This is a genomic window from Streptomyces sp. NPDC006544 (assembly GCF_040611715.1).
GTDB lineage: Bacteria > Actinomycetota > Actinomycetes > Streptomycetales > Streptomycetaceae > Streptomyces.
Window position 1 is genome coordinate 24,413 of record NZ_JBEXOV010000031.1, and the last position, 20,877, is coordinate 45,289.

Consider the following 20,877-nt stretch of genomic DNA (forward strand, 5'->3'; position numbering starts at 1 on the left):
GCGCCGCCGCCCGGGTGCCCGTCCGGTACCGCCATCGGGCTGACGTCCGCCCTACGGCCGCCCTCAGGTGGCCGAGCGGCGCCGTCGGCCCGACCGGAGGATGTACACGCTCACGACCGCGGCCCAGGCCGGGAAGACCAGCTCGGACCAGGGGAGCGAGGAGCCGGCCACCAGCAGGACGAGGCCGGCCAGGTATCCGGTGAGGACCAGCGGGCGCGGGAAGACCCCGAGCCTGCGGCCGATCGTCGAGGTCGCGAAGACGAACACGGCCGCCATCCGCATCCCGTACGTGGTGAGCAGCGTGTAGGCGAAGTGGCGGCCGAACGCCTGCGGCTGATCGGCGTCCAGCACCGTCCCGGCGGCCGCTGCGGCGCCGAAGAGGCTGGCCGTGAAGACCAGGCCGCTGCCCAGGAACACGGTGGAGACGAACCGGTCCTCGGCCTTCCCGGAGTGCTCCCGCAGCGCGCCCATGAACCACAGGAAGGCGATGCCGGCGAAGGGAACCAGCTCCAGCGCCGTGCTCACCGCGTCCCGCTGGCCCGAGGTGACCGTGATCTGAGCGGCGCCGCCCCCTTCCGGCAGGCCGAGCCGGGCGAGGACGATGGCCGTCGCCATGAGGGCGGCGAAGAGGATCCCCGCCAGCCCCGCCGCGCGGGGAGTGCTCAGGCTCTGGCCGGGGGAGGCCCCCGTAGCTCCTTGTGTCATTCGTCCAGCAAGCCGGGGACCCGGCCGTCGTGCCAGCCGGGCCGCGCGCCCGGGTGAAGCGGGACCGCGGCCCGAGCGCCTCAGGCCGTCCGGTGTGCCCCGTCAGGCCCGTTCACCGCGCCCGTCGCGTTCACCGCGCTCGTCGCCCGCGTCGGCCCGTCCGCGGCCCGGTCCATCTGGTCGATGCTCCACAGCGGCAGGGTCCGGAAGAAGCCCACGGCCTCCTCCCGCCAGTACGGGGCCCAGGACGCGGCCTCGGCGGACGCCTCGTGCGCGTACCGGCGGATCTCCGCGCGCAACCGGTGGTCCGCGCCGCCTTCGCGGGCGATCTCCCGGATCCGCTCGATGGTGGCGTCGGAGCAGCCCGGGTCGCCGAGCGCGGATTCCACCAGCGCCGCACCGGACCCGCTCGCCCGGGCCAGGACCGCGTTCACGGCGTACGTACGGCGCCCGGAGCGGATGTCGGCCCCGGTGGACTTGCCGACCTGGGCGCTCTCGCCGAACAGGTCCTGGAAGTCGTCGCGCATCTGCTCGCCGATCCCCACCAGGCGGGCGTACCGGTGCAGCCGGTCGCGGTGCGGCGCGGGATCCTCGCCGGCGGCCAGCAACCCCATGGTCAGCGGCGCCAGCACGGAGTACCGCGCGCTCTTGAAGTCGGTGACGGCGTGCAGGAACTCCTCGTCCGGGTTCTCGAGGGAGTCCCGCTCCAGGTCCGCGATCTGCCCGGCCACGGTTTCCGCCGCCGTCCGTATCTGGACGGCCAGCAGGGCCTGGCGGAGCTCCGCCGGCACCTCGGCCTCCAGCAGCACCTGCATCGAGAGGAAGGCCGCGAGGTCGCCCGCCAGGACCGCCAGGCCGAGGGCGGCCGGGAGGTCGTCGGGCAGGTCCTGGCGGTAGGCGTAGTACGTGGACGGGCCGCCGCGCCGCAGGGGCGCGTCGTCGATGATGTCGTCGTGGACCAGCCCGTGGGTCTGCAGGAGCTCGAGGCTCAGGCCGGCCTCCGCCAGCCCCGGCAGCTCCTCGGTGGTGACCAGCCGGGCCGCCTCGTACAGCAGGACGACCCGCAGGCGCTTGCCGCCGCGCGTCGACAGCTCCCGCAGCAGTTCGAGGGCGCGGGGCGCGAACCGGCTCGGCAGCGGGGTGTCGAGCCGCTGCCCCAGGGTGTCGAAGTAGCGCTCGAAGCGCGCGTCGAAGCGCCTGCGGTGTCCGGAGATCCGTTCCAGGGTGCGGGCGACGGTGGCCGTGTCGTTCATGAAGATCATTATCCGCATGGCCCAGGAGTGCGGGCGAGGTAAGAAATCATTGACACGAGGTATGGATTCTTTTACCTTCCACAGGTCAAAGTTGTTTTACATAGGAGCGGGTGTGGCCTTCCAGGAGAAGCGCGCGTGGATCATGGCGGTGGTCTCGGTCGCCGGGTACGCGGTCTACCTGGCCCTCGTACTGGGCCGGGCCGGCGACGCCCCGACCGCCCAGGTCGCGTACGTCGCCCCGCTGCTCTGGACGGTCGGCGGAGCCATCGCGGCCTCGATCCTCCTGAACGTCGCGGTGGCGGCGGCCGTGCCCGCCGAGGCCGGTGTCAGGGACCAGCGGGACAAGGAGATCGGCCGCCTCGGAGACCTCGCCGGACAGTCCTTCCTCGTCATCGGAGCCGTCGCCGCGCTGATCCTGTCGATGGCCGGGGCGGACCGGTTCTGGATCTCCAACGCGATCTACCTGGGCTTCGTCCTCTCGGCCGTGCTCGGATCCGTGGTGAAGCTCGCCGTCTACCGCTGGGGGTTCCCGTCGTGGTGAAGGCGACCGGCGTCACGAACCGGATCAGGACCCTTCGCTTCGAGCGCGGGGAAATGACCCAGGCGGACCTGGCGGAACGCATCGGGGTGACCCGCCAGACCGTCATCGCCATCGAGAAGGGCCGCTACTCGCCCTCGCTCGAAACGGCCTTCAGGATCGCCCGCGTCCTCGCGGTGCCCCTCGAACAGGTCTTCCAGTACGCGGACGAGGAAAGGACGGCGCCGTGAAGGCGATCGTGCAGGACACGTACGGATCGAGCGATGTGCTGGAGCTCCGGGACATCGAGAAGCCACAGCCGGGCCGGGGCGAGGTGCTCGTCGCCGTCCGGGCCGCCGCGGTGGACGCCGGGGTCTGGCACCTGATGAGCGGCCGCCCCTACCTGCTGCGGCTCCTGGGCTTCGGACTGCGCGCACCCAAGGTCGCCGTGCGCGGCCGGGAGGTCGCCGGACGCGTCGAGGCGGTCGGGGAGGGGGTGAGCGCGTTCCGTCCGGGGGACGAGGTCTTCGGCATCTGCGAGGGGTCCTTCGCCGAGTACGCGTGCGCCCGGCAGGACAAGCTCGCGCGCAAACCGGCCGGGCTGCCCCTGGAGGAGGCGGCCGCGCTGCCCGTTTCCGGCCTCACCGCCCTCCAGGCGCTCCGCGACGTGGGGCGCGTGCGGCCCGGACAGCGAGTTCTGGTCATCGGCGCCGCGGGCGGGGTCGGCACGTTCGCGGTCCAGCTGGCCAAGGCGTACGGGGCCCACGTCACGGGGGTGTGCAGCACGGCGAAGACGGAGCTGGTGCGCTCGCTCGGGGCGGACGAGGTCGTCGACTACACCGTCGAGGAGTTCGCCGACGGGATCCGCCGCTACGACCTGATCCTCGACACCGCCGGCAACCGGACCCTGACGCACCTCAGGCGCGCCCTGACCCCGCGCGGGACGCTGGTCATCGTCGGCGGTGAGGGCGGCGGGCGCTGGCTCGGCGGCATCGACCGGGTCCTGCGGGCCGCGCTGCTGAACCCCTTCGTGCGGCACGGGCTCAAGGGGGTCTTCGCCGCCGAACGGCAGGCCGACCTCGAGGTCCTCAAGCAGTACGTGGAGGACGGCGTCCTCGCTCCGGCCGTCCAGCGCACCTGCGCGCTCGCCGGAGCCGCGGAAGCCGTCGACCAGCTCCATAGGGGCGAGGCGCGGGGGAAGATCCTGATCAAGCCCTGAGCCGGCGGTCCGGCCTCGCCGGGCCGTCCGCGGAGGGCCGATGCCGATGCCGATGCCGCGCGCCCGCCGGCCCGCGCGGGCCTCGGCCCGGCTTCGGCCCGGCCCGGCCCGCCTCAGCCCCGGCTCGGGCCCGGTGCGGGGGAGGTGGCGGCGGGGCTCGCGGGGGTGCCCTGAGCGGCGGGTGCGGCGGGCGTCGCGGACGGGGTCGGCGCGGTCGGTGTGGTCGATGCGGTCGGTGTGGTCGGTGCCCCGGGGGTGGCCGACGCGCTCGGACCGGCCGGGCCGGTCGTGGCCGCGGGTGATTCCGGGGTGCAGGTGACCTCGTCGCGCGGGGTGTAGTGCGTACGGAACGTCTCCCGGCCGACTTCCTTGCCGGCCCGGACGAAGACGCGGTCGACGGAGACGTCGAAACCTTCCAGCGGGGTCTGCGCCTCGCAGGTGGGGCCGGCGACCGTGCGCTTGGCCGGGGGCGTGACGTGCGTGCGCGGACCCTTGGTCGCGCGTATCTCGTCGTACCGCTTCGTTCCGAGCAGGGAGACGGTCACCGAGGTGTCGGTGGAGGAGGCCCGGATGGTGACGGGGTGGCCGGAGTCGTTCTGCCAGCGCAGGTCGAGCGTGCCCCAGGCGACGGTGGCCTCGCGGCCTTCGGGGTACCGCTCGATGTAGAAGGAGTGGGCCCCATGCTCCACCGGCGCCAGGCCGGCGAAGAACATGGCGTTGTACATGGTCGTCGCGACCGCGGAGACGCCGCCGCCGGGAGACTTCACGTAGCGGCCGTCGTTGATCATGATCCCGTCGACGAAACCGTTCTCCTTGGTCCGCTCGCCCACGGCCCGATTGAAGCTCCAGACCTCGCCCGGCTGGACCACGGCGCCGTTGATCAGCTCGACGGCGCGGGCGATGTTGTGGGTGCGGTAGGGGGCGGACGGAAACGCCACGGTGAAGGACGAGAGCTGCTGCCGTGCCGCGCCGAGGCCCTCTCCGGGGGCGGTGCCGGGCTTCGTGCCCGGTGCCGCGGCGGCGCCCCGCGCCCCGCCGCGGGCGTCCCCGGTCCCGGCGGGCCGGTCGGCGGCCGCGGAACCGGATCCGGAACTCGCCCCGGAACCCGCCGCTGGACCGGCTGCGGCCGCCGAACCGGCGGCAACGCCGCTGAGGCCGAGTACGGCGGCCACGGCCGCCGAGGTCAGGGCGATCCGCTTGGTGACCGTCCGGCCGTGTGCCCGTCGCATGTCTCTCCCTGTCGCCTTGGAATGTCGGTACCGTGCCGGCGCCGCCCCTCGAAAACCGGGGGCGGGCCAGGACCGCACACCATTCTGGGTGATTTACGACCGAATGGGGCATGAATGTGCCCATGCTCACGAGAGAGCCGTGATCGTTTCCGTGACAGGCTGAAGGCATGCCGACACCCCGCACCCCCTCGACCGGTCTCCCGCCCGAGAAACTCGCACCGTGGTCGGACGGCACCCCGGCCCACGGTGATCTGCGTGCGGCGAAAGCGCTCGTCTACGACCCCTGCGGGTTCGCCTGCTCCCAGCCGGCCGCCGAAGCCGAGAGCGCCGAGTACGCCGCCCACGCCTTCACCCTGGACGGCCGCGCCGTCCGGTTCCGCGCGGCGAAGACGACCCCCGCCAAGGCCGGCCAGTTCGTCACCGTGTGGAAGAGGTCCCCGGACGGACCCATCCAGCCCTACGACGCCGCGGACCCGGTCGACCTCTTCGTCATCGCCGCGCGGGACGGTGACCACGTCGGCCAGTTCGTGTTCCCCCAGGACGCGCTCCGCCGGCACGGGATCGTGTCGGTGGAGGGCGTCGGCGGGAAGCGGGGCTTTCGCGTCTACCCGCCGTGGGTGACCACCACCAGCCGCCAGGCGGCCCGTACGCAGGCCTGGCAGCTGGACCACTTCCTGTGCCTGCCCCTGGACGGACCGGCCGGCGTGGCCCGCGCCCGGGAGCTCTACCACCCGTAGGCGGGTTCAGCGCACCGAGCGGATGCGGCGGACCAGCACGGATCCCGCGAGGGCCAGGCCGCCCGCGAGGGCGTACAGGGCCGGGTAGCCGCCGAGGTGGGTGATGACCGGCGCCGCGACCACCGGAGCCAGGACCTGAGGCATCGAATTGGCGATGTTGATCACCCCCAGGTCCTTGCCCCGGTCCTCTGCGGTCGGCAGCACGTCCGTGAGCAGGGCGAAGTCCACCGCCGTGTACACGCCGAAGCCGAGGCCGAGGACGAGCGAGGCGACGATCGCGCCGGTCCACGTCTGCCAGACGGCGAGGAGCAGGGTGGCCGCGGCGATGACCAGCCCCGACCACAGGACGTAAGACTTCCGTCGGCCGCTGCGGTCCGACCGGATGCCGCTGATCACCACGGTGGAGAGCAGGGCGAGCGCGTTGAGCGCGGTGAGGATCAGGACGCCGGTGTCCGCGTCGCCCCCGTAGCGGACGGCGTCGGTCAGGTAGTAGAGCAGGTACATCGTGCTGATGGAGTACGACAGGTTCATCAGGAACCGGGTGAGCCAGGCCCAGCCGAAGTCGGGGTGGCGGCGCGGATCGATCCAGAAGCCGGTGAGGAAGGTCCGCCACCGGAACGCGCTGCGGGCCTGCGGGGCGAGCGCCGTATCGCGCCGCATCAGTACGTACGGCACGGCGGCGACCACCGAGAAGGCCGCGCAGGCCAGGTAGCCCGCGGTGATCCCGCCCGCGACCGTGGCCAGCGCCGTACCGACCAGGATGCCGACGACCTGGGAGACGCCGAGCCACCCGCCGACCAGGCCGCGCTGCCGGGGCGGCACCTGGTCGGGGACGGCCGCGGTGAGGGCGGCGAAGGCCGCGTTGAGGGCGAGCTGCGTCAGGCACCAGCCCGCGATCACGGCCGGCACGCTCGCCGCCAGGGCGAGCACCACCAGGCCGGCGGCGCCGCCCGCGACCTCGGCGACGACCCAGGGGATCCGGCGTCCCGCGCGCGCCGTCGTACGGTCGGACAGGGCTCCGAAGACCGGGTTGGAGACCATCGAGACCGCAGCTCCCAGCCCCGTCACCAGGGCGAGGGTGGACGCCTTGTGGTCGGGGGCGAGCTGCTCGGCCTGGCGGGCCAGGAGCAGTTGCAGCGGGCCGAACCAGCCGACCCACACCCCGAGGTTGGCGAGGGACAGCGCGCCGACCCACCGGCCGCCCGGCGCCGCGCCCGCTCCGGGGGCATCCGCTCCACCCGCGGCCGGCGAAACCTCCGGATCGGCGGTCACCTGCTGTTCCTGATCAGGTCGCGGTACCAGGCGTACGACTCCTTGGGGGTCCGGGCGAGCGTCTCGAAGTCGACGTGGACGAGACCGAACCGCTGCCGGTAGCCCTCCGCCCACTCGAAGTTGTCGAGGATCGACCAGATGAAGTAGCCGCGCACGTCGGCACCTTCGGCCATGGCCTGGTGCAGGGCGCGTACGTGGCCCTCGTGGTAGGCGATCCGGCGCGCGTCCTCGATCCTGCCCGTGCCCGGGTCCGGTCCGTCGTCGTACGAGCAGCCGTTCTCCGTGATGTACAGGGGCGGCAGCCGGTCGCCGTAGCGTGCGCGCAGGGTCGCCAGCAGCTCGCGCAGCCCGTCCGGGACCACCGGCCAGTCGAAGTCGGTGCGTGCGTACCCCTCGATCTCCCGGACGGCGAAGGGGAGTCCGGAGGGGATCTGGATCCCGCCGAAGGCGGAGCCGCCGGCCGGGGCCGGGGCGCCGACGAGCATCGGGTTGTAGTAGTTGACCCCGTACCAGTCCAGCGGCGCCGAGATCGTCTTGAGGTCGTCCGCCACCGGGCCGGGCAGGAGGGCGTCCAGACCGTCCGGGTAGGCACCGGTCAGGATCGGGTCTGCGAAGAGGCGGTTGGTGAGCGTGTCGTACAACTCGGCGGCGGCACGGTCCTCGTCGCTCTCGCCGGCGGCCCAGACGGGGCTGTGCGAGACGGCTATGCCGATCCGGCGGCCGCCCGCCGCACGCAGGGCCTGTACTCCGAGCCCGTGGGCCAGGAGCTGGTGGTGGGCCGCGGGCAGGGCGTCGAAGACCAGCTGCTTGCCGGGGGCGTGCTCGCCGAGGCCGTAGCCGAGGAGGGTGACCTCGGCGGGTTCGTTGAGGGTGATCCACAGGGGCACCCGGTCGGCGAGGCGCTCCGCGACCACGGAGGCGTACTCCGCGAACCGCTCGGCGGTGTCGCGCTGCAGCCAGCCGCCCCGCTCCTCCAGGACGAGCGGGGTGTCCCAGTGGAAGAGGGTGGGCACCGGGGCGATGCCCGCGGCGCACAGCTCGTCGACGAGCCGGTCGTAGAAGTCCAGCCCCGGGCGGTTGACCTGCCCCTGCCCCTCGGGCAGCACGCGGGACCAGGAGACCGAGAACCGGTAGGCGTCGACGCCCAGTTCGTCCATCAACGCCACGTCCTCGCGGTAGCGGCGGTAGTGGTCGGTGGCCACGTCCGCGTGCGAGCCGTCCTTGACGCGCCCCTGCTCCTTGGTGAAGGCGTCCCATGAGGAGGGGCCCCGGCCGTCGGCCGTGGTCGAGCCCTCGATCTGGAACGCGGAGGCGGAGACCCCCCAGAGGAAGGCGGCCGGGAACTGGGGTACGGGCGCTGTCATGCGGACTCGCTTCGGTCGGGGAGCGCGGATTCCCGGCACGGCTGCGGGGACACGCTGTCGGGGTGCTGTTCACGGCACTTTCGGGTCCCCGACCCCGTCCTGTCAATGGAAAGTGAACAATCCTCAACTTCTATGAACGCCGGGGCAGAACCGCGTCGAGCGGCGCCGGCTGCTCGGCGCCGGACTTCTCCATCGCGGCGGCGGGCTCCCGCGCCTCCCCGGCGCCTCCCGAGGCGCACTCGCCCGCGCGGAGCAGCAGCGACTGGGTGAGGCGCGCGCACAAGGCGTCGGTGAAGAGCCGGTCGAACCCGTCCCCGGACAGCGCCGCCGCCGGGCCCCGCCGGCCGGGCCGCGTCGCCCAAGCCGCGTCGGCCGGGCGCGCCCGCAGCCGGGACGCGGGAAGGGCGCCCGCCCGAGGACCGGGGGCGCCCTTCTTCTTGCCTCCCCCCCCGCTCTACCGGACGCCCGCCGAGGCGTGCTCCGGCCGGGAAGAGGCCTCGAGCGAGGCCTCCATCGCCGCCGCCGACGCGGGAGTTCCGTGCGTGGGATCGAGCTGGGTCTCCATGTCGTCGAGGGCGCTGCGCACCGCCGCGATCCGCAGCCGCAGTTCGTCGGCCGCGTCCGGCATCACGTCCCCGGACGCCCTGCGCGCCGCCAGCTCGCTCTCCGCCTCCATCTCGCGGGCCTCCTCGAGGGCGTTGAGGACCACCCCGATCAGGACGTTGACCAGGACGAAGGATCCGAAGAGCACGTAGGAGGCGTAGTAGAGGATGCTGAACGGGGAGACGGCCAGACCCGCGTGGACGGCGTCCCCGAGCCCGTCGAGCGTCATCAGGAGGAACAGGGTGAGCCCGGCCCGGCCGATCGACCCGTAGTGAGCGGGGTCGTGACCGGCGAAGCAGATCCATCCGATCATCGCGTACACGTAGATGATCAAAGCGCCGACGAAGAGGAAGCTGACGGTGCCGGGCACACTGCGGCCCACGGCGACCAGGAGGATCCGCAGCTGCGGCATGAACCGCGCGGTGCGCAGGACGCGCGCCAGCCGCAGCAGCCGCAGCAGGGTGGTGTTCTCCCTGAGGAACGGGACGAACGCAGAGGAGACGACCAGCAGGTCGAAGACGTTCCAGGGGTCCTGGAAGAAAGCTTTCGGCCGGTCGGCGTGCGCGCCCAGGCGGACCAGCATCTCCAGGGTGAAGGCGATCACGCAGAAGCGCTCGGTCGTGGAGAGGACGCCGGCGTACTCGACGGACAGGCCGCTGTACGTCTCGAGGCCCAGCAGCGCGGCATTGAAGAGGATCACCGTGAAGACGGCGAGCGAGAAGGCGGGCGCCTCGCACACGGCACGGCAGCGCGCGGCGAACCTTTCGCGCCCGGTGGCCACCGTGGTCGGGTCTGTCATCGTGCTCCCTCGTGCGGGCCGTCGGCCGCCCCCCGGTCCGCACGCGCCGGCCTGCGACGCGACAGAGGGACGGGGCCGCCGAGGCGCTGATCATGTTCCGGGTCGTGTAACGCCTGAAGGGCGAATACGAGACGCCCTGGATCGACACATCGCCCGATCGGGGACGCCCGTCCCGGGGCCGGTCGGGCGTCCCCGGTCGTCCACCCGCCGCCGCGCGCCCGCGACAGCCGCCGCCGGGCGCGAGAATGGGTGCCATGACGCGTCATGACGGTGGGACCGCGCAGGCCTGGGCCGCGCTGGGCGGGGCCGGGGAGCTGGTGGGCCGCGTCGCCTACCGGGGTACGAGTGGACTGGGGGACGGGCCGCTGCCCGTCCGGGAACTCGCACGGGCCGCCGTGGGCGCGTGCGCGCTGGCCGCGGCGGAGCTGGCCGCCGTACGGGCCGGGCACGGGGCGGACGACGTGGCCCCGCTGGTGGTCGACGAGGGGGCCGTGGCAACGGCGTTCGTCAGCGAGCGGCACCTGCGGGTGGACGGACGGGTGCCGGTGGTCTTCGCCCCGCTGTCCGGCTTCTGGCGGGCGTCCGACGGATGGGTGCGGACGCACGCGAACTACCCGCACCACGAGGCCGCGCTGGTACGGGTCCTGGCGGCCGGGACGCCGGAGGGCGTGGCCGAGGCGATCTCCCGTCGGTCGGCGGTGGACGTACAGGAAGCGGTGTACGCGCACGGCGGGCTCGCGGTGGCCGTGGCGGACTCGTACGGAGCCCCACAACCGCTGGTGGAGACAAGCGAGTCGGGCGGAAGCGGACGGCCCCTCGGCGTGGACGCCGATGCCGGTGGGGGCGCCGGTCGAGGGCGGGGGTGCGGGGCCGATGGCCGGGGTGCGGGTGCTGGACCTGACCCGGGTCATCGCCGGGCCCGTGGCCACGCGGACGCTCGGGCTGTTGGGCGCGGACGTGCTGCGCGTCGACTCTCCGGGCCTCGAGGAGTCAGGGGACGCGTACGCGGACACCGGGTTCGGCAAGCGGTCGGCGCTGCTCGACCTGGGGGGCGCGGCGGACCGGGCCGTTTTCGAGGGGCTCCTCGACGCGGCGGACGTCGTGGTGACGGGGTACCGGCCCGGAGCGCTGGAACGGTACGGCCTGGGAGCGGACGAACTGCTCGCGAAGCGCCCGGGGCTGGTGGTGGCGCAGCTGTGCGCGTGGGGGTGGCGGGGGCCCTGGTCGGACCGCAGGGGGTTCGACTCGCTCGTGCAGGCGGGGTACGGGATCGCCGCGGCTTACGGCGACGGGCGGGCCCCCGGGGTGCTGCCGGCACAGGCCCTGGACCACGCGACGGGGTACCTGATGGCGGCCGGTGTCCTGCGGGCCCTCGCACAGGGCGGCGGGAGGGCGCTGCGGTTCTCCCTCGCCGGAACGGCGTCGTGGCTGGTCCGTGACGTGCCGGGGGCCGACGGGGCGGCCGGGGCCGGTCCCTCGTACGCGCCGGAACCCTGGCTGCGCGAGACCGCATCGGGATACGGGACGCTGCGGTACGCGGCGTCCCCGCTCGCGGGCGGGGAGTGGCAGCACGGACCCTCCCGGTGGGGGACCGACCGCCCCAGATGGCTCTGACCCCCGCGCAGCGCCGGGCCGACCCCGTCCGTCTGCGAGCCGCGAACCGGCGGGCGGCCCGGGGGCTGCGTGGGGGTCAAGACCGTCGCGGGCATGCACAGCCGGGTCCGCCGCGCACGCGGTGTCCGCGCGCGCACCCGGCTCGCCGCGGCGTCGGCCGCCCCCGAACGGAACGTCCGCACAACGCCGCGTGCCCCCGAGCGACCGGTGGCCGTTCGGGGGCACGCTGACGTACGGGTCCGGGCGGGGATCAGGCCGCCGGGGCCGGGTAGGTCGGGTATTCCACGCCGGAGACGTGCTGGACGACCCGGACCACCTGGCAGGAGTAGCCGAACTCGTTGTCGTACCAGAGGTAGAGGATCGCGTTGTCGCCGTCGACCTTGGTGGCGCCGGCGTCGACGATCGAGGCGTGGCGCGAGCCGATGAAGTCGCTCGAGACCGCGTCGGGGGCGGTGGTGAAGTCGATCTGGCGGCGCATCGGCGAGGTCAGCGAGACCTCGCGGAGGTAGTCGAGGACCTCGTCGCGGTTGGTCTCGCGGCCCAGGCGCAGGCTGAGGATGGCGATCGAGACGTCCGGTACCGGGACGCGGATCGAGCTGCCGCTGATCGGGGCCTTGAGGTCGGGCAGCGCCTTCGCGACGGCCGAGGCGGCGCCGGTCTCCGTCATGACCATGTTGAGCGGCGCGGAACGGCCGCGGCGGTCGGCGCTGTGGTAGTTGTCCAGCAGGTTCTGGTCGTTGGTGAACGAGTGGACCGTCTCCACGTGGCCGCGCAGGACGCCGTACTCGTCCGCCATCGCCTTCAGCGGCGGGACGATCGCGTTGGTGGTGCAGGAGGCGCAGGACAGGATCTGCTCGTCCGGCTTGATCGTGTCGTGATTGACGCCGTGCACGATGTTCGGGACGTCGCCCTTGCCCGGAGCGGTCAGGACGACCTTTTCGACACCGGGGCGCAGGTGCTTGGACAGCCCCTCGCGGTCGCGCCACTTGCCGGTGTTGTCGATGAGGATGGCGTCCTTGATGCCGTACGCCGTGTAGTCGACCTCGGAGGGGTCGTTGGCGTAGATGACCTTGATCTCGTTGCCGTTGGCGACGATGGTGCTGGTCGCCTCGTCCACGGTGATCGTGCCCTGGAACTGGCCGTGGATGGAGTCGCGGCGCAGCAGCGAGGCGCGCTTGACCAGGTCCTGCTCGCCACCCCCGCGGACGACGATCGCGCGCAGGCGCAGACCGTTGCCGGAACCGGCCTTCTCGATCAGCAGGCGGGCGACGAGGCGGCCGATGCGGCCGAACCCGTAGAGGACGACATCGCGCGAGGAGCCGCGCTCGATCTTGTTGGCCCCCGTGGCACCCGCGACGGCCCCGGCGGTGAACTCCGCCACCGACAGGCCGCGGTCGTCGGCCGCGTAGGTCGCGGCGAGCAGACCGATGTCGATCTGCGAGGGACCGAGGTCCAGCGTGGTGAGCGCCTGCAGGAACGGCAGCGTCTCGGTGACCGAGAGCTCCTCACCGGCGATCTGGCGGGCGAACCGGTGGGTCTTGAGAATGCTGACCACGGACTTGTTCACCAAGGAGCGGCTGTGGAGGAGGACGGTGACGTCCTGCTCCCGGTGCAGCTTCCCGATGATCGGGATCATCGACTCCGCGATCTCCTCGCGGTTCTTCCAATTGGTGAACGAGTCGTCATTGACAGTCACAGGAATTATCTTTCGAGCTAGGCGGCGCTCATATGCTAACCCGCGCCCGTGTCGCGCCTTCAAGCGCCCCCTGAGGAGGCGGTCAGCCCTCCGCGCGCTGGGTCACGGGAGCGCTGCTCTCGTCGCCGAGGAACTCGTACCAGCGGCGCTGCAGGCACAGGTAGCGGGTATCGGCCTCGGCGAGGGCCAGGAAGGAGTCGACCGTGTTCGCCAGGCGCTCCCTCAGGCCGGCATCGTGCAGGTCACCCTGGTCGCCGAAGGCGGTGTGCGCGCTGGCGAGGCTGAACATGTCCGGGTACACCCGGGCCCCCAGGTGTTCCAGGGGGACGCGCAGCGCCCAGAGGCCGCGGTTCCCGCCGATCATCGACGGGGAGGCGGACACCAGCAGCGTCTGCTTGTCCTTGAAGGGCTGCGGCCGGAACCGGGAGACCCAGTCGACGGCGTTCTTCAGGACGCCGGGCACGGAGGCGTTGTACTCGGGCGAGGCGATGACCAGGGCCTGCGCGGCGAGCAGCCGCTCACGCAGCGTGGCCGCGCCGACGGGCGGACCGTCGGCCGCCTCGGCGTCGCCGTCGTACGAGGGCATGGCGAAATCGCCGATCCGGGCCAGGTCCACGACGGCGCCCGACCGCTCGACCTGGGCGGCGACGAGGGAGGCCAGCCGCGTGTTCACGGAGTCCTCGCGGGAGGACCCCGCGAGGACGAAGACCCGCAGGGCGCCGGGTCCGGTGGTGATGTTCAGGTTGTCCGGGTCGGCCGGGGCGGTCCGGCCGCTCGATCGGTTCGCGTTCGCGTTGCTCGCATCGGTCACGTGCGGGACCGTACGCGGCCGTACGTGAGCTGCGGCGCGACCCCGCGCCGTGGCGCACGGGCTGTCACCCGGACGGGGTCAGTTGGCGCCCCAGCCGCCGTCCAGGGGGAGGGAGGAGCCGGTGACGTAGCCGGTGTGCGGGCCGCACAGCCAGACGGCGGCCGCCGCGACCTCCTCGGGTTCGATCAGCCGCTTGATCGGCGACCGGGTCAGCAGCACCTCGGAGAGCACGTCATCCTCGCCGATGCCGTGTGCGGCGGCCTGGTCCCGTATCTGCCCCTCGACCAGCGGGGTGCGGACGTAGCCGGGGCTGATGCAGTTGCTGGTGACCCCGTACGGGGCGGCCTCGAGCGCCGTGACCTTGCTGAGCCCCTCCAGCCCGTGCTTGGCGGCGACGTAGGCCGACTTGTACGCGCTGGCGCGCAGCCCGTGGACGCTGGAGATGTTGACCACCCGGCCCCAGCCGGCGGCGTACATGTGCGGCAGCACGTGGCGCAGCAGGAGGAAGGGGGCGGTGACCATCACCTGCTGGATCAGGGCGAAGCGCTCGGGCGGGAACTCCGTGATCGGGGCGACGTGCTGGAGCCCGGCGCTGTTGACCAGGATGTCGACGGCGGCGGGCAGCCCGCCGATGACGGCGGGATCGGCCAGGTCGGCGACGTGGGCGTGGCCGCCCACGAGGGCGGCCACGGCCTTGGCCGCCCTCTCGTCGAGGTCGACCACGTGCACGGTGGCCCCGGCCTCGGCCAGGGCCACGGCGCAGGCCCGGCCGATACCGCTGGCGCCGCCCGTCACCAGGGCGACGCGCCCCCGCAGGTGCGGAAGGGAAGGAGATTCGCTCGTCATGGCTCGAAGCGTAGGGAGGGGCCGGGACGGCGCCCACGGTGTCCCGGCCCATACTCGCGCCCGTCCGTATGGAGGCTGACGCCATGCGCCCGGCGGCCGTGGCCTGGGTCCGGGGCGCCGCATCCGTATCCGGGTCCGGGGCGCCGCATCCGGGGCCGGATCCGGGGCCGGCGTCCGGTGGTCGTCGCCTGGTCGCCCGGCTCGCCCGGTCGGCCGACCGGGTGTCGGCCGTCCCGCCGTGCGCCATCGGTGGTCGGCCGTCAGGCGCCGAGCGGGCAGTTGGTCAGCAGGGTCGCCGGGTCGGCGGCGGGATCCCGGGGGACCGTGTGGCCGAGCGGGGGGCGCACGCCGCGGCCGATCCAGTCCTCCAGCGCGGCGAAGGCGGCACGGTGGCAGGGCGTGAGAGGACGCAGCCGGTCGGGGAAGGCGTCGACCAGCGAGTCCACGTGGGTGCCGCCCTCGATGCGGTAGTAGCGCAGCAGGGCGCCCCGGCCCGCCTGCCGGACCATCTCGGCGTAGACGTCCGAGTCCTTCGAGATGGGGAGCAGCACGTCGAGGGTGCCGTGCAGGGTGACCAGCGGTTTGCCGATCCGCCCGGTGAGCGCGATCTTCGCGACGGCATCGCGGACCGCTACGGGGCGGTCGGCGTAGGCGTAGTCCGCGTCGCAGGCGGGGGCGCCGGGGATGCCGGGCCGGCAGAAGGGCGTGCCGGCCTCGGTCGGGCCGTCGAAGTCCGGATCGAGCTCCTCGCGGTAGATCCGCTGGGTGAGGTCCCAGTAGTAGCTGTGGTGGAAGGGCCACAGGAACTCCGAACCGGCGGGGAAGCCGGCGGCGGTCATGGCCGCGTGGGCCTGTTCGGCTCCCGGTCCGCCGGCCGCGTACACGGGGTAGGCGGCCAGCGCCGGGGGCAGGAAGGTGAGCAGGTTCGGGCCGTCCGCCCGCCACAGCGTGCCCTCCCAGTCCACCCCGCCGTCGTACAGCTCCGGATGGTTCTCCAACTGCCAGCGCACGAGGTACCCGCCGTTGGACATGCCGGTCGCCAGGGTGCGCGACGGCGGCCGGTGGTAGCGCTGCGCGACGACCGCGCGGGCGGCCCGGGTGAGCTGGGTGACCCGGGTGTTCCACTCGGCGACGGCGTCACCGGGCGTCCGGCCGTCGCGGTGGAAGGCGGCCCCGGTGTTGCCCTTGTCGGTGGCGGCGAAGGCATAGCCGCGCGAGAGCACCCAGTCGCCGATGGCGCGGTCGTTGGCGTACTGCTCGCGCACGCCCGGGGATCCGGCGACGACGAGCCCGCCGTTCCAGTGGTCGGGGAGCCGGATGACGAACTGCGCGTCGTGGTTCCAGCCGTGGTTGGTGTTGGAGCCCGAGGTGTCGGGGAAGTAGCCGTCGATCTGGATTCCCGGGACGCCCGTGGGGACGGCCAGGTCCTTGGGGGTGAGGCCGGCCCAGTCGGCGGGATCGGTGTGCCCGGAGAGAGTGGTCCCGGCGGTCGTCAACTCGTCGAGGCAGTCAGCCTGTTGGCGCTCTGCTCCCGGTACGTGGAGCTGTGCTCGGCGGCCGCAGTGCGATTCGCTGGTGCTGGTGCTGGTGCTGGTTCCGGTGTCGGCGGCGCGGGCAGGGGGTGCGGTGAGCGTCAGCAGGGCCGCGGTCACGGCGGTCACGGCGGCGACGGCCGCAGTGACCGCAGTGACCGCCGTGGCCGGTTGCTTGGTCGTGGTGGAACGGACGGCGGATGGCATCGGGAGCCTCCAGGGGGCGGGCGTACGGGGGACTGGCCCGGAGGCTACGGGCGGGTGCGCCGGCGTCGACACGGCTGCGCCCGCCATGATCGAGGCCGCCCCGGTGGGGACGGGAGCCATGGCGGGCGCGCGTGCGCCGGGACACGCGGGCCGGGACACGGGTGCAGGGCACGGCGCTCCGGGGCACGGGGCACGGGGCTCAAGGACGCGGGGCTCAGGGGCAGCCGGCGTCGGCGATGACGAAGTAGCCGGTGGGTACCTCCTTCAGGGTGTGGGTGACGAAGACGTTGTAGAGGCCCATGTTCTGGTGGGAGCCCTTGGCGTACACGGAGCCCCCGTCGGTGGTGGCCCTTCCTGCCTGCACCTGCTGGTAGTTGTTCGCTCCCGTCCAGCACACCGCGGCCGCGCCCGTCGTGCTCGCCGTGACCGGGCCGGAGCGGGTGCCCGCGGTCCCCGATGCGTTGCGGGCCGCCACCGCGTAGGCGTGGCTCGTACCCGGGGCGAGGCCCGTGTCCGTGTACGGGGGCACGGCCGGGGTGGCGACCCGGGTTCCGTCGCGGAAGACCTCGTAGCCAGACGCGTCCGCCACCTGGTTCCAGGTGAGCGTGACGCTGGTGTCGGTGACCCCGGTGGACGCCAGGCCGGTGGGCGCGGGCAGATCGCCCGGCCCGGGTCCGGGACCCGGGCCGGAGCCGTTCAGACCGAAGAACCCCGAGATCCAGTGGCTGGAGCAGATCGAGGCGAGGAAGTACGGGGCACCGGTGCGACCGCACTGTTCGGGGCCGGCGCCGGGGTCGACGGGGGTGCCGTGCCCGATGCCGGGTACCCGGTCCACCTCGACGGCCACCGTGCCGTTCCCGGCGAGGTACTCCTCGTGCCGGGTGGCGTCGGGGCCGATGACCGAGGTGCGGTCGGGCGTCTGCGCCAGACCGTGCAACGCGGTCCACTGGTCGCGCAGTTCGTCGGCGTTGCGCGGGGCGACGGTGGTGTCCGCGTCCCCGTGCCAGATCGCCATCCGTGGCCAGGGGCCGCTCCAGGCCGGGAACGCGTCGCGCACCAGCTGTGCCCAGGCGGCCGGGCTCTTGTCCACGCCGGGGCTCATGCAGGCGTAGGGACCGGTGTCCTTCGTGCAGTCGTAGGGCAGTCCGGCCACCACCGCCCCGGCGGCGAACACGTCCGGGTAGGCCGCCAGCATCACCGAGGTCATGGCGCCCCCGGCGGACAGGCCCGTGACGAAGGTGCGGGCCGGGTCGGTGGAGTAGGCGGACGCGGCGTAGGCGACCATCTGCCGGATGGAGGCGGCCTCTCCCTGGCCGCGCCGGTTGTCGGTCGTCTGGAACCAGTTGAAGCACTTGTTGGGGTTGTTCGCGGACGTGGTCTCCGCGAAGACCAGGACGAAGCCCCTGCGGTCGGCGAGTTCGGGCAGTCCGGAGTTGTCCGCGTAGGTCCGGGCGTTCTGCGTGCAGCCGTGCAGCGCCACCACCACGGGCGGGTGGGCCGGAAGGGAGGCCGGGCGGTACGCGTACATGGTCAGCTGCCCCGGATTGGCGCCGAAATCGCCGATCTGCTGGAGGGCGACGGCCGCACCGGCCGGGGCGAGAGGCCCGGCCAGGACGCCACCGGCGGCCAGCAGTACGAGCGCGAGTCCCCGTACGAGGCTTCGTACGGGACCCTGCGCGAGCAGCCGTGCGATGGCCGGGGGTCCGTACCGCGATCGGGGCGGGGATCCCGGCGGCGATCCGGACAGTGATCCGGACGGCGAACCGGACGACGTGGGGCGGCGCGCGGACATGGCGGCTCCTCGAGGTGACGTGGGTGGTCCGCGGGTCTGCGGCCTCTGTCCGAGGCCCGCGGTGTCCGTCACCGTAGAAGTGGCCCGGTCCGCGGCGGCATGGCACGGACCGACACAATCCAGCCACCGCTTGACCGGTCCACAGGGGTTGCGGGGGCCCCTGGCCCGCTGCTAAACGAGCCCGGCGGCCACCGTCAGCGCGGCCCCCGTCGCCGTGCGCACCTCCTCCAGACCGACCCCGGGGGCGAGTTCGCTCAGCAGGAACCCGTCGGGGGTGATGTCGACGACCGCGAGGTCGGTGATCACGCGCTGGACGACGGACCGCCCGGTCAGGGGGAGCGAGCACCGCTCCACGAGCTTGGGCGTGCCGTCCTTCGCGGTGTGTTCCATCAGCACGACCACCCGGCGCGCACCGTGCACCAGGTCCATCGCGCCGCCCATCCCCTTGACCATCTTGCCGGGGATCATCCAATTGGCCAGGTCCCCCGAGGCGGACACCTGCATCGCGCCCAGGACGGCGGCGTCGACGTGTCCGCCGCGGATCATCCCGAAGGACAGCGCCGAGTCGAAGAACGAGGCCCCCGGCACCACCGTGACCGTCTCCTTGCCCGCGTTGATCAGGTCCGGGTCCACGTCCTCGGCCGACGGGTACGGGCCCACGCCGAGGATTCCGTTCTCCGACTGGAGCACCACCTCGACCCCCGGCGGGAGGTGGTTGGGGACGAGGGTCGGCAGCCCGATCCCCAGGTTCACGTACGTACCGTCCCGCAGCTCGCGCGCGGCGCGGGCCGCCATCTGTTCACGCGTAAGGGCCATGTCACACGCCGCTTTCGTGGTCGGCCGAACGTACGGTGCGGTCGGTGCGGTCACTGCGGTCGGCGTGATCGGTGCGGTCAGCGCCGTCGCGGCGGACGGTACGGCGCTCGACGCGCCGCTCGGCCGCCGGATCACCTGGGTGCACGCGCAGCACCCGCTGGACGAACACGCCGGGCAGGTGGACGGCGTCCGGGTCCAGTTCGCCCGGCTCGACCAGTTCCTCCACCTCCGCGATCGTGATCCGTCCGGCCATCGCGGCCAGGGGATTGAAGTTGCGTGCCGAGGAATGGAAGACGAGGTTGCCGTGCCGGTCTCCGGCCGCCGCCCGGACCAGGGCGAAATCGGTGGTGATGCCCTCCTCCAAGAGGTACTCCCGGTCGCCCCAGCTCCGCAGTTCCTTGGGCGGCGAGGCCACCGCGACGCCCCCGTCGGCCCGGTACCGCCACGGCAGCCCGCCCTCCGCGACCTGCGTACCGGCCCCGGCCGGCGTGTAGAACGCCGGGATGCCCGCGCCGCCGGCCCGCAGCCGTTCCGCGAGCGTGCCCTGCGGGACCAGTTCCACCTCCAGCTCACCGCTCAGGTACTGCCGGGCGAACTCCTTGTTCTCGCCGACGTAGGAGCTGGTCATCCGGGCGATCCTGCCCGCGCGCAGCAGCAGTCCGAGGCCCCAGTCGTCCACCCCGCAGTTGTTGGAGACCACCTCCAGGGCGTCCGCGCCCTCGTGCTCCAGGAGCGCGCCGATCAACACGCCCGGCACCCCGCACAGTCCGAAACCCCCCACCGCCAGTGAGGCCCCCGCGTGGACGTCCGCCACCGCCTCGGCCGCACTCGCGACCTCCTTGTCCAGCCCCGTCACAGGTCCTCCTTCACCTAGGCCTTCGCCTTCGCGTTCGCCGTCGCCGTCCCCCGTCGCCGTCGTCCGGTCCGGCGGCCTCGGCCCGACCGGTGTGCGGTCGGGCCGACCCGACCGACCCTAGGAACCGCGGACCCGCCCCGGCCATGGCGGCCGCGTACACACCGGACCGCCCGACTGTGTGGCCGGGACGGACCGGGAAGACCTGCCGGACGTCCCTGGTGCCGGGCCGGAGGGCGAGCGGGGAACCGGTCGGCGGGCGCGTGCGTCCCAGCCGCGCCGGCTCCGGCACCGGAACGCGAGGGGGACCGAAGATGCACCGAACCGCCACTCGAGGCCTGGGCGTGGTGAACGCGAGCGTCGACAGGGCGGTGGCGGTGGCCGCCACCGTGGCCCTGGGGACCGCCGTCCTGCTCGTCGGCTGCGGCAACGCGGTGCAGCGCGGCCAGGTCGGGTCCGCGGGCGAGATCCGGTTCTCGTCCCCGTCGCCGTGCCCCGCCTACGACCCCGCCGAACCGCATGCGGCGCCGACGCCCATCGACGGCGCACCGGTCAACACCCCCGAGGGCGCGCGGCTTTCCCAGGCCATCGGCGAGCAGGGGCGCCACGCCTTCGCCGACGTCTACTCCACGCAGATCACCGACCAACCGGCGGGCCGCGTGGCCCTCTGCGTCACCGACCTCGCGCGCGGCCGGCTCCTCGTGGCGGCCGCGCACGCGGCGGATCCGGATGCGGACCCGGCCCGCGCCGACCTGTACCTCAGCCGGTACTCCCGGCAGGTCCTCGACGCCGCCGCAGTCCGCCTCATCGGCCTGGAGGCGGACTTCCCGCTCTACGGCGTCTCCGGCGAACGCGGCGCCGTACTCGAAGTGACGACCAGTCAAGAAGGTGCCAGGTCACCGGAATTCAGGGCGAGGCTGGAGGAGGCATCGGGCGGCATTCCCGTCACGTTCACGCGGGGCGCGCCCCCCGTCGCCGCGGACGCCGCGCTGACCTCGGCACCCTGACCGGG

At 73.3% G+C, this 20,877-nt stretch carries 18 protein-coding genes and 2 pseudogenes; 6 read left to right on the forward strand and 14 right to left on the reverse strand.

What is annotated here, in order from left to right; genetic code table 11:
- Window positions 1-63: 63 nt before the first annotated feature.
- Together ABZY44_RS16930 and ABZY44_RS16935 are read right to left on the reverse strand one after the other, a co-directional pair.
- Window positions 64-705 (reverse strand): hypothetical protein, encoded by a 642-nt coding sequence (locus ABZY44_RS16930; protein ID WP_356654408.1) that lies wholly within the window; start codon window positions 703-705, stop codon window positions 64-66.
- 80 nt (window positions 706-785) lie between these two features.
- Entirely contained in the window at window positions 786-1,958 is a 1,173-nt protein-coding gene (locus ABZY44_RS16935) for a polyprenyl synthetase family protein (protein WP_356654411.1), read from the reverse strand.
- Window positions 1,959-2,070: 112 nt separating this feature from the next.
- Here ABZY44_RS16935 and ABZY44_RS16940 point away from each other — a divergent pair, with 112 nt between their 5' ends.
- The 3 genes from ABZY44_RS16940 to ABZY44_RS16950 are packed head-to-tail and all read left to right on the forward strand — an operon-like array spanning window position 2,071 to window position 3,694.
- The gene (locus tag ABZY44_RS16940; RefSeq protein ID WP_356654413.1) at window positions 2,071-2,499 is read left to right on the forward strand and encodes a hypothetical protein; all 429 of its coding nucleotides are present in this window, start codon (window positions 2,071-2,073) and stop codon (window positions 2,497-2,499) included.
- Complete coding sequence (locus tag ABZY44_RS16945) at window positions 2,493-2,726, forward strand: helix-turn-helix transcriptional regulator (protein WP_356654415.1); 234 nt, start codon at window positions 2,493-2,495, stop codon at window positions 2,724-2,726. The genes ABZY44_RS16940 and ABZY44_RS16945 overlap by 7 nt, the downstream gene beginning before the upstream one ends.
- Window positions 2,723-3,694: an NAD(P)-dependent alcohol dehydrogenase gene (locus ABZY44_RS16950; protein WP_356654417.1), complete on the forward strand. Its 972-nt coding sequence runs from the start codon at window positions 2,723-2,725 to the stop codon at window positions 3,692-3,694. The genes ABZY44_RS16945 and ABZY44_RS16950 overlap by 4 nt, the downstream gene beginning before the upstream one ends.
- Before the next feature lie 113 nt (window positions 3,695-3,807).
- Here ABZY44_RS16950 and ABZY44_RS16955 read toward each other — a convergent pair.
- Window positions 3,808-4,653: pseudogene (locus ABZY44_RS16955) on the reverse strand (VanW family protein); the annotation flags it as partial.
- A gap of 437 nt (window positions 4,654-5,090) precedes the next feature.
- Here ABZY44_RS16955 and ABZY44_RS16960 point away from each other — a divergent pair.
- Complete coding sequence (locus tag ABZY44_RS16960) at window positions 5,091-5,660, forward strand: MepB family protein (RefSeq protein WP_356654419.1); 570 nt, start codon at window positions 5,091-5,093, stop codon at window positions 5,658-5,660.
- Window positions 5,661-5,666: 6 nt separating this feature from the next.
- On the opposite strand, the gene ABZY44_RS16965 is transcribed toward ABZY44_RS16960, so the two are convergent.
- The 4 genes from ABZY44_RS16965 to ABZY44_RS16980 all read right to left on the reverse strand — a co-directional run bounded on the left by ABZY44_RS16965 (window position 5,667) and on the right by ABZY44_RS16980 (window position 9,698).
- Window positions 5,667-6,842 carry an MFS transporter gene (locus ABZY44_RS16965; protein WP_356654501.1) on the reverse strand — a complete coding sequence of 392 codons (1,176 nt, stop codon included), beginning with the start codon at window positions 6,840-6,842 and terminating at the stop codon, window positions 5,667-5,669.
- An 86-nt stretch (window positions 6,843-6,928) separates the two neighbouring features.
- Complete coding sequence (locus ABZY44_RS16970; RefSeq protein ID WP_356654421.1) at window positions 6,929-8,296, reverse strand: GH1 family beta-glucosidase; 1,368 nt, start codon at window positions 8,294-8,296, stop codon at window positions 6,929-6,931.
- Window positions 8,297-8,426: 130 nt separating this feature from the next.
- On the reverse strand, window positions 8,427-8,579 hold the full coding sequence (locus tag ABZY44_RS16975) for a hypothetical protein (protein ID WP_356654423.1): 153 nt from the start codon (window positions 8,577-8,579) through the stop codon (window positions 8,427-8,429).
- A 171-nt stretch (window positions 8,580-8,750) separates the two neighbouring features.
- A complete protein-coding gene (locus ABZY44_RS16980) occupies window positions 8,751-9,698 on the reverse strand; it encodes an ion transporter (RefSeq protein ID WP_356654425.1) in 948 nt (315 codons plus the stop codon).
- Between the two features lie 264 nt (window positions 9,699-9,962).
- On the opposite strand from ABZY44_RS16980, the pseudogene ABZY44_RS16985 reads away from it, so the two are divergent.
- Window positions 9,963-11,312, forward strand: a pseudogene (locus ABZY44_RS16985) (CoA transferase); the annotation flags it as partial.
- Between the two features lie 250 nt (window positions 11,313-11,562).
- On the opposite strand, the gene ABZY44_RS16990 reads toward ABZY44_RS16985, so the two are convergent.
- The 7 genes from ABZY44_RS16990 to ABZY44_RS17020 all read right to left on the reverse strand — a co-directional run bounded on the left by ABZY44_RS16990 (window position 11,563) and on the right by ABZY44_RS17020 (window position 19,868).
- Window positions 11,563-13,008 (reverse strand): glyceraldehyde-3-phosphate dehydrogenase, encoded by a 1,446-nt coding sequence (locus tag ABZY44_RS16990; protein ID WP_356654427.1) that lies wholly within the window; start codon window positions 13,006-13,008, stop codon window positions 11,563-11,565.
- Between the two features lie 82 nt (window positions 13,009-13,090).
- Window positions 13,091-13,723, reverse strand: coding sequence for an NAD(P)H-dependent oxidoreductase (locus ABZY44_RS16995; RefSeq protein WP_356654503.1), 633 nt, complete (start codon window positions 13,721-13,723; stop codon window positions 13,091-13,093).
- A gap of 174 nt (window positions 13,724-13,897) precedes the next feature.
- Window positions 13,898-14,665 (reverse strand): 3-hydroxybutyrate dehydrogenase, encoded by a 768-nt coding sequence (locus ABZY44_RS17000; protein WP_356654429.1) that lies wholly within the window; start codon window positions 14,663-14,665, stop codon window positions 13,898-13,900.
- A 260-nt stretch (window positions 14,666-14,925) separates the two neighbouring features.
- The gene (locus ABZY44_RS17005) at window positions 14,926-16,404 is read right to left on the reverse strand and encodes a tannase/feruloyl esterase family alpha/beta hydrolase (protein WP_356654431.1); all 1,479 of its coding nucleotides are present in this window, start codon (window positions 16,402-16,404) and stop codon (window positions 14,926-14,928) included.
- A 214-nt stretch (window positions 16,405-16,618) separates the two neighbouring features.
- Window positions 16,619-18,196, reverse strand: a complete 1,578-nt coding sequence (locus ABZY44_RS17010; protein WP_356654433.1) for a PHB depolymerase family esterase — start codon at window positions 18,194-18,196, stop codon at window positions 16,619-16,621.
- A 171-nt stretch (window positions 18,197-18,367) separates the two neighbouring features.
- Window positions 18,368-19,012 (reverse strand): CoA transferase subunit B, encoded by a 645-nt coding sequence (locus tag ABZY44_RS17015; protein WP_356654435.1) that lies wholly within the window; start codon window positions 19,010-19,012, stop codon window positions 18,368-18,370.
- Window position 19,013: 1 nt separating this feature from the next.
- Window positions 19,014-19,868, reverse strand: a complete 855-nt coding sequence (locus tag ABZY44_RS17020) for a CoA transferase subunit A (protein ID WP_356654437.1) — start codon at window positions 19,866-19,868, stop codon at window positions 19,014-19,016.
- Window positions 19,869-20,179: 311 nt separating this feature from the next.
- Between ABZY44_RS17020 and ABZY44_RS17025 the strand changes: the two genes are divergently transcribed.
- A complete protein-coding gene (locus tag ABZY44_RS17025) occupies window positions 20,180-20,872 on the forward strand; it encodes a hypothetical protein (protein WP_356654439.1) in 693 nt (230 codons plus the stop codon).
- Window positions 20,873-20,877: the final 5 nt, after the last annotated feature.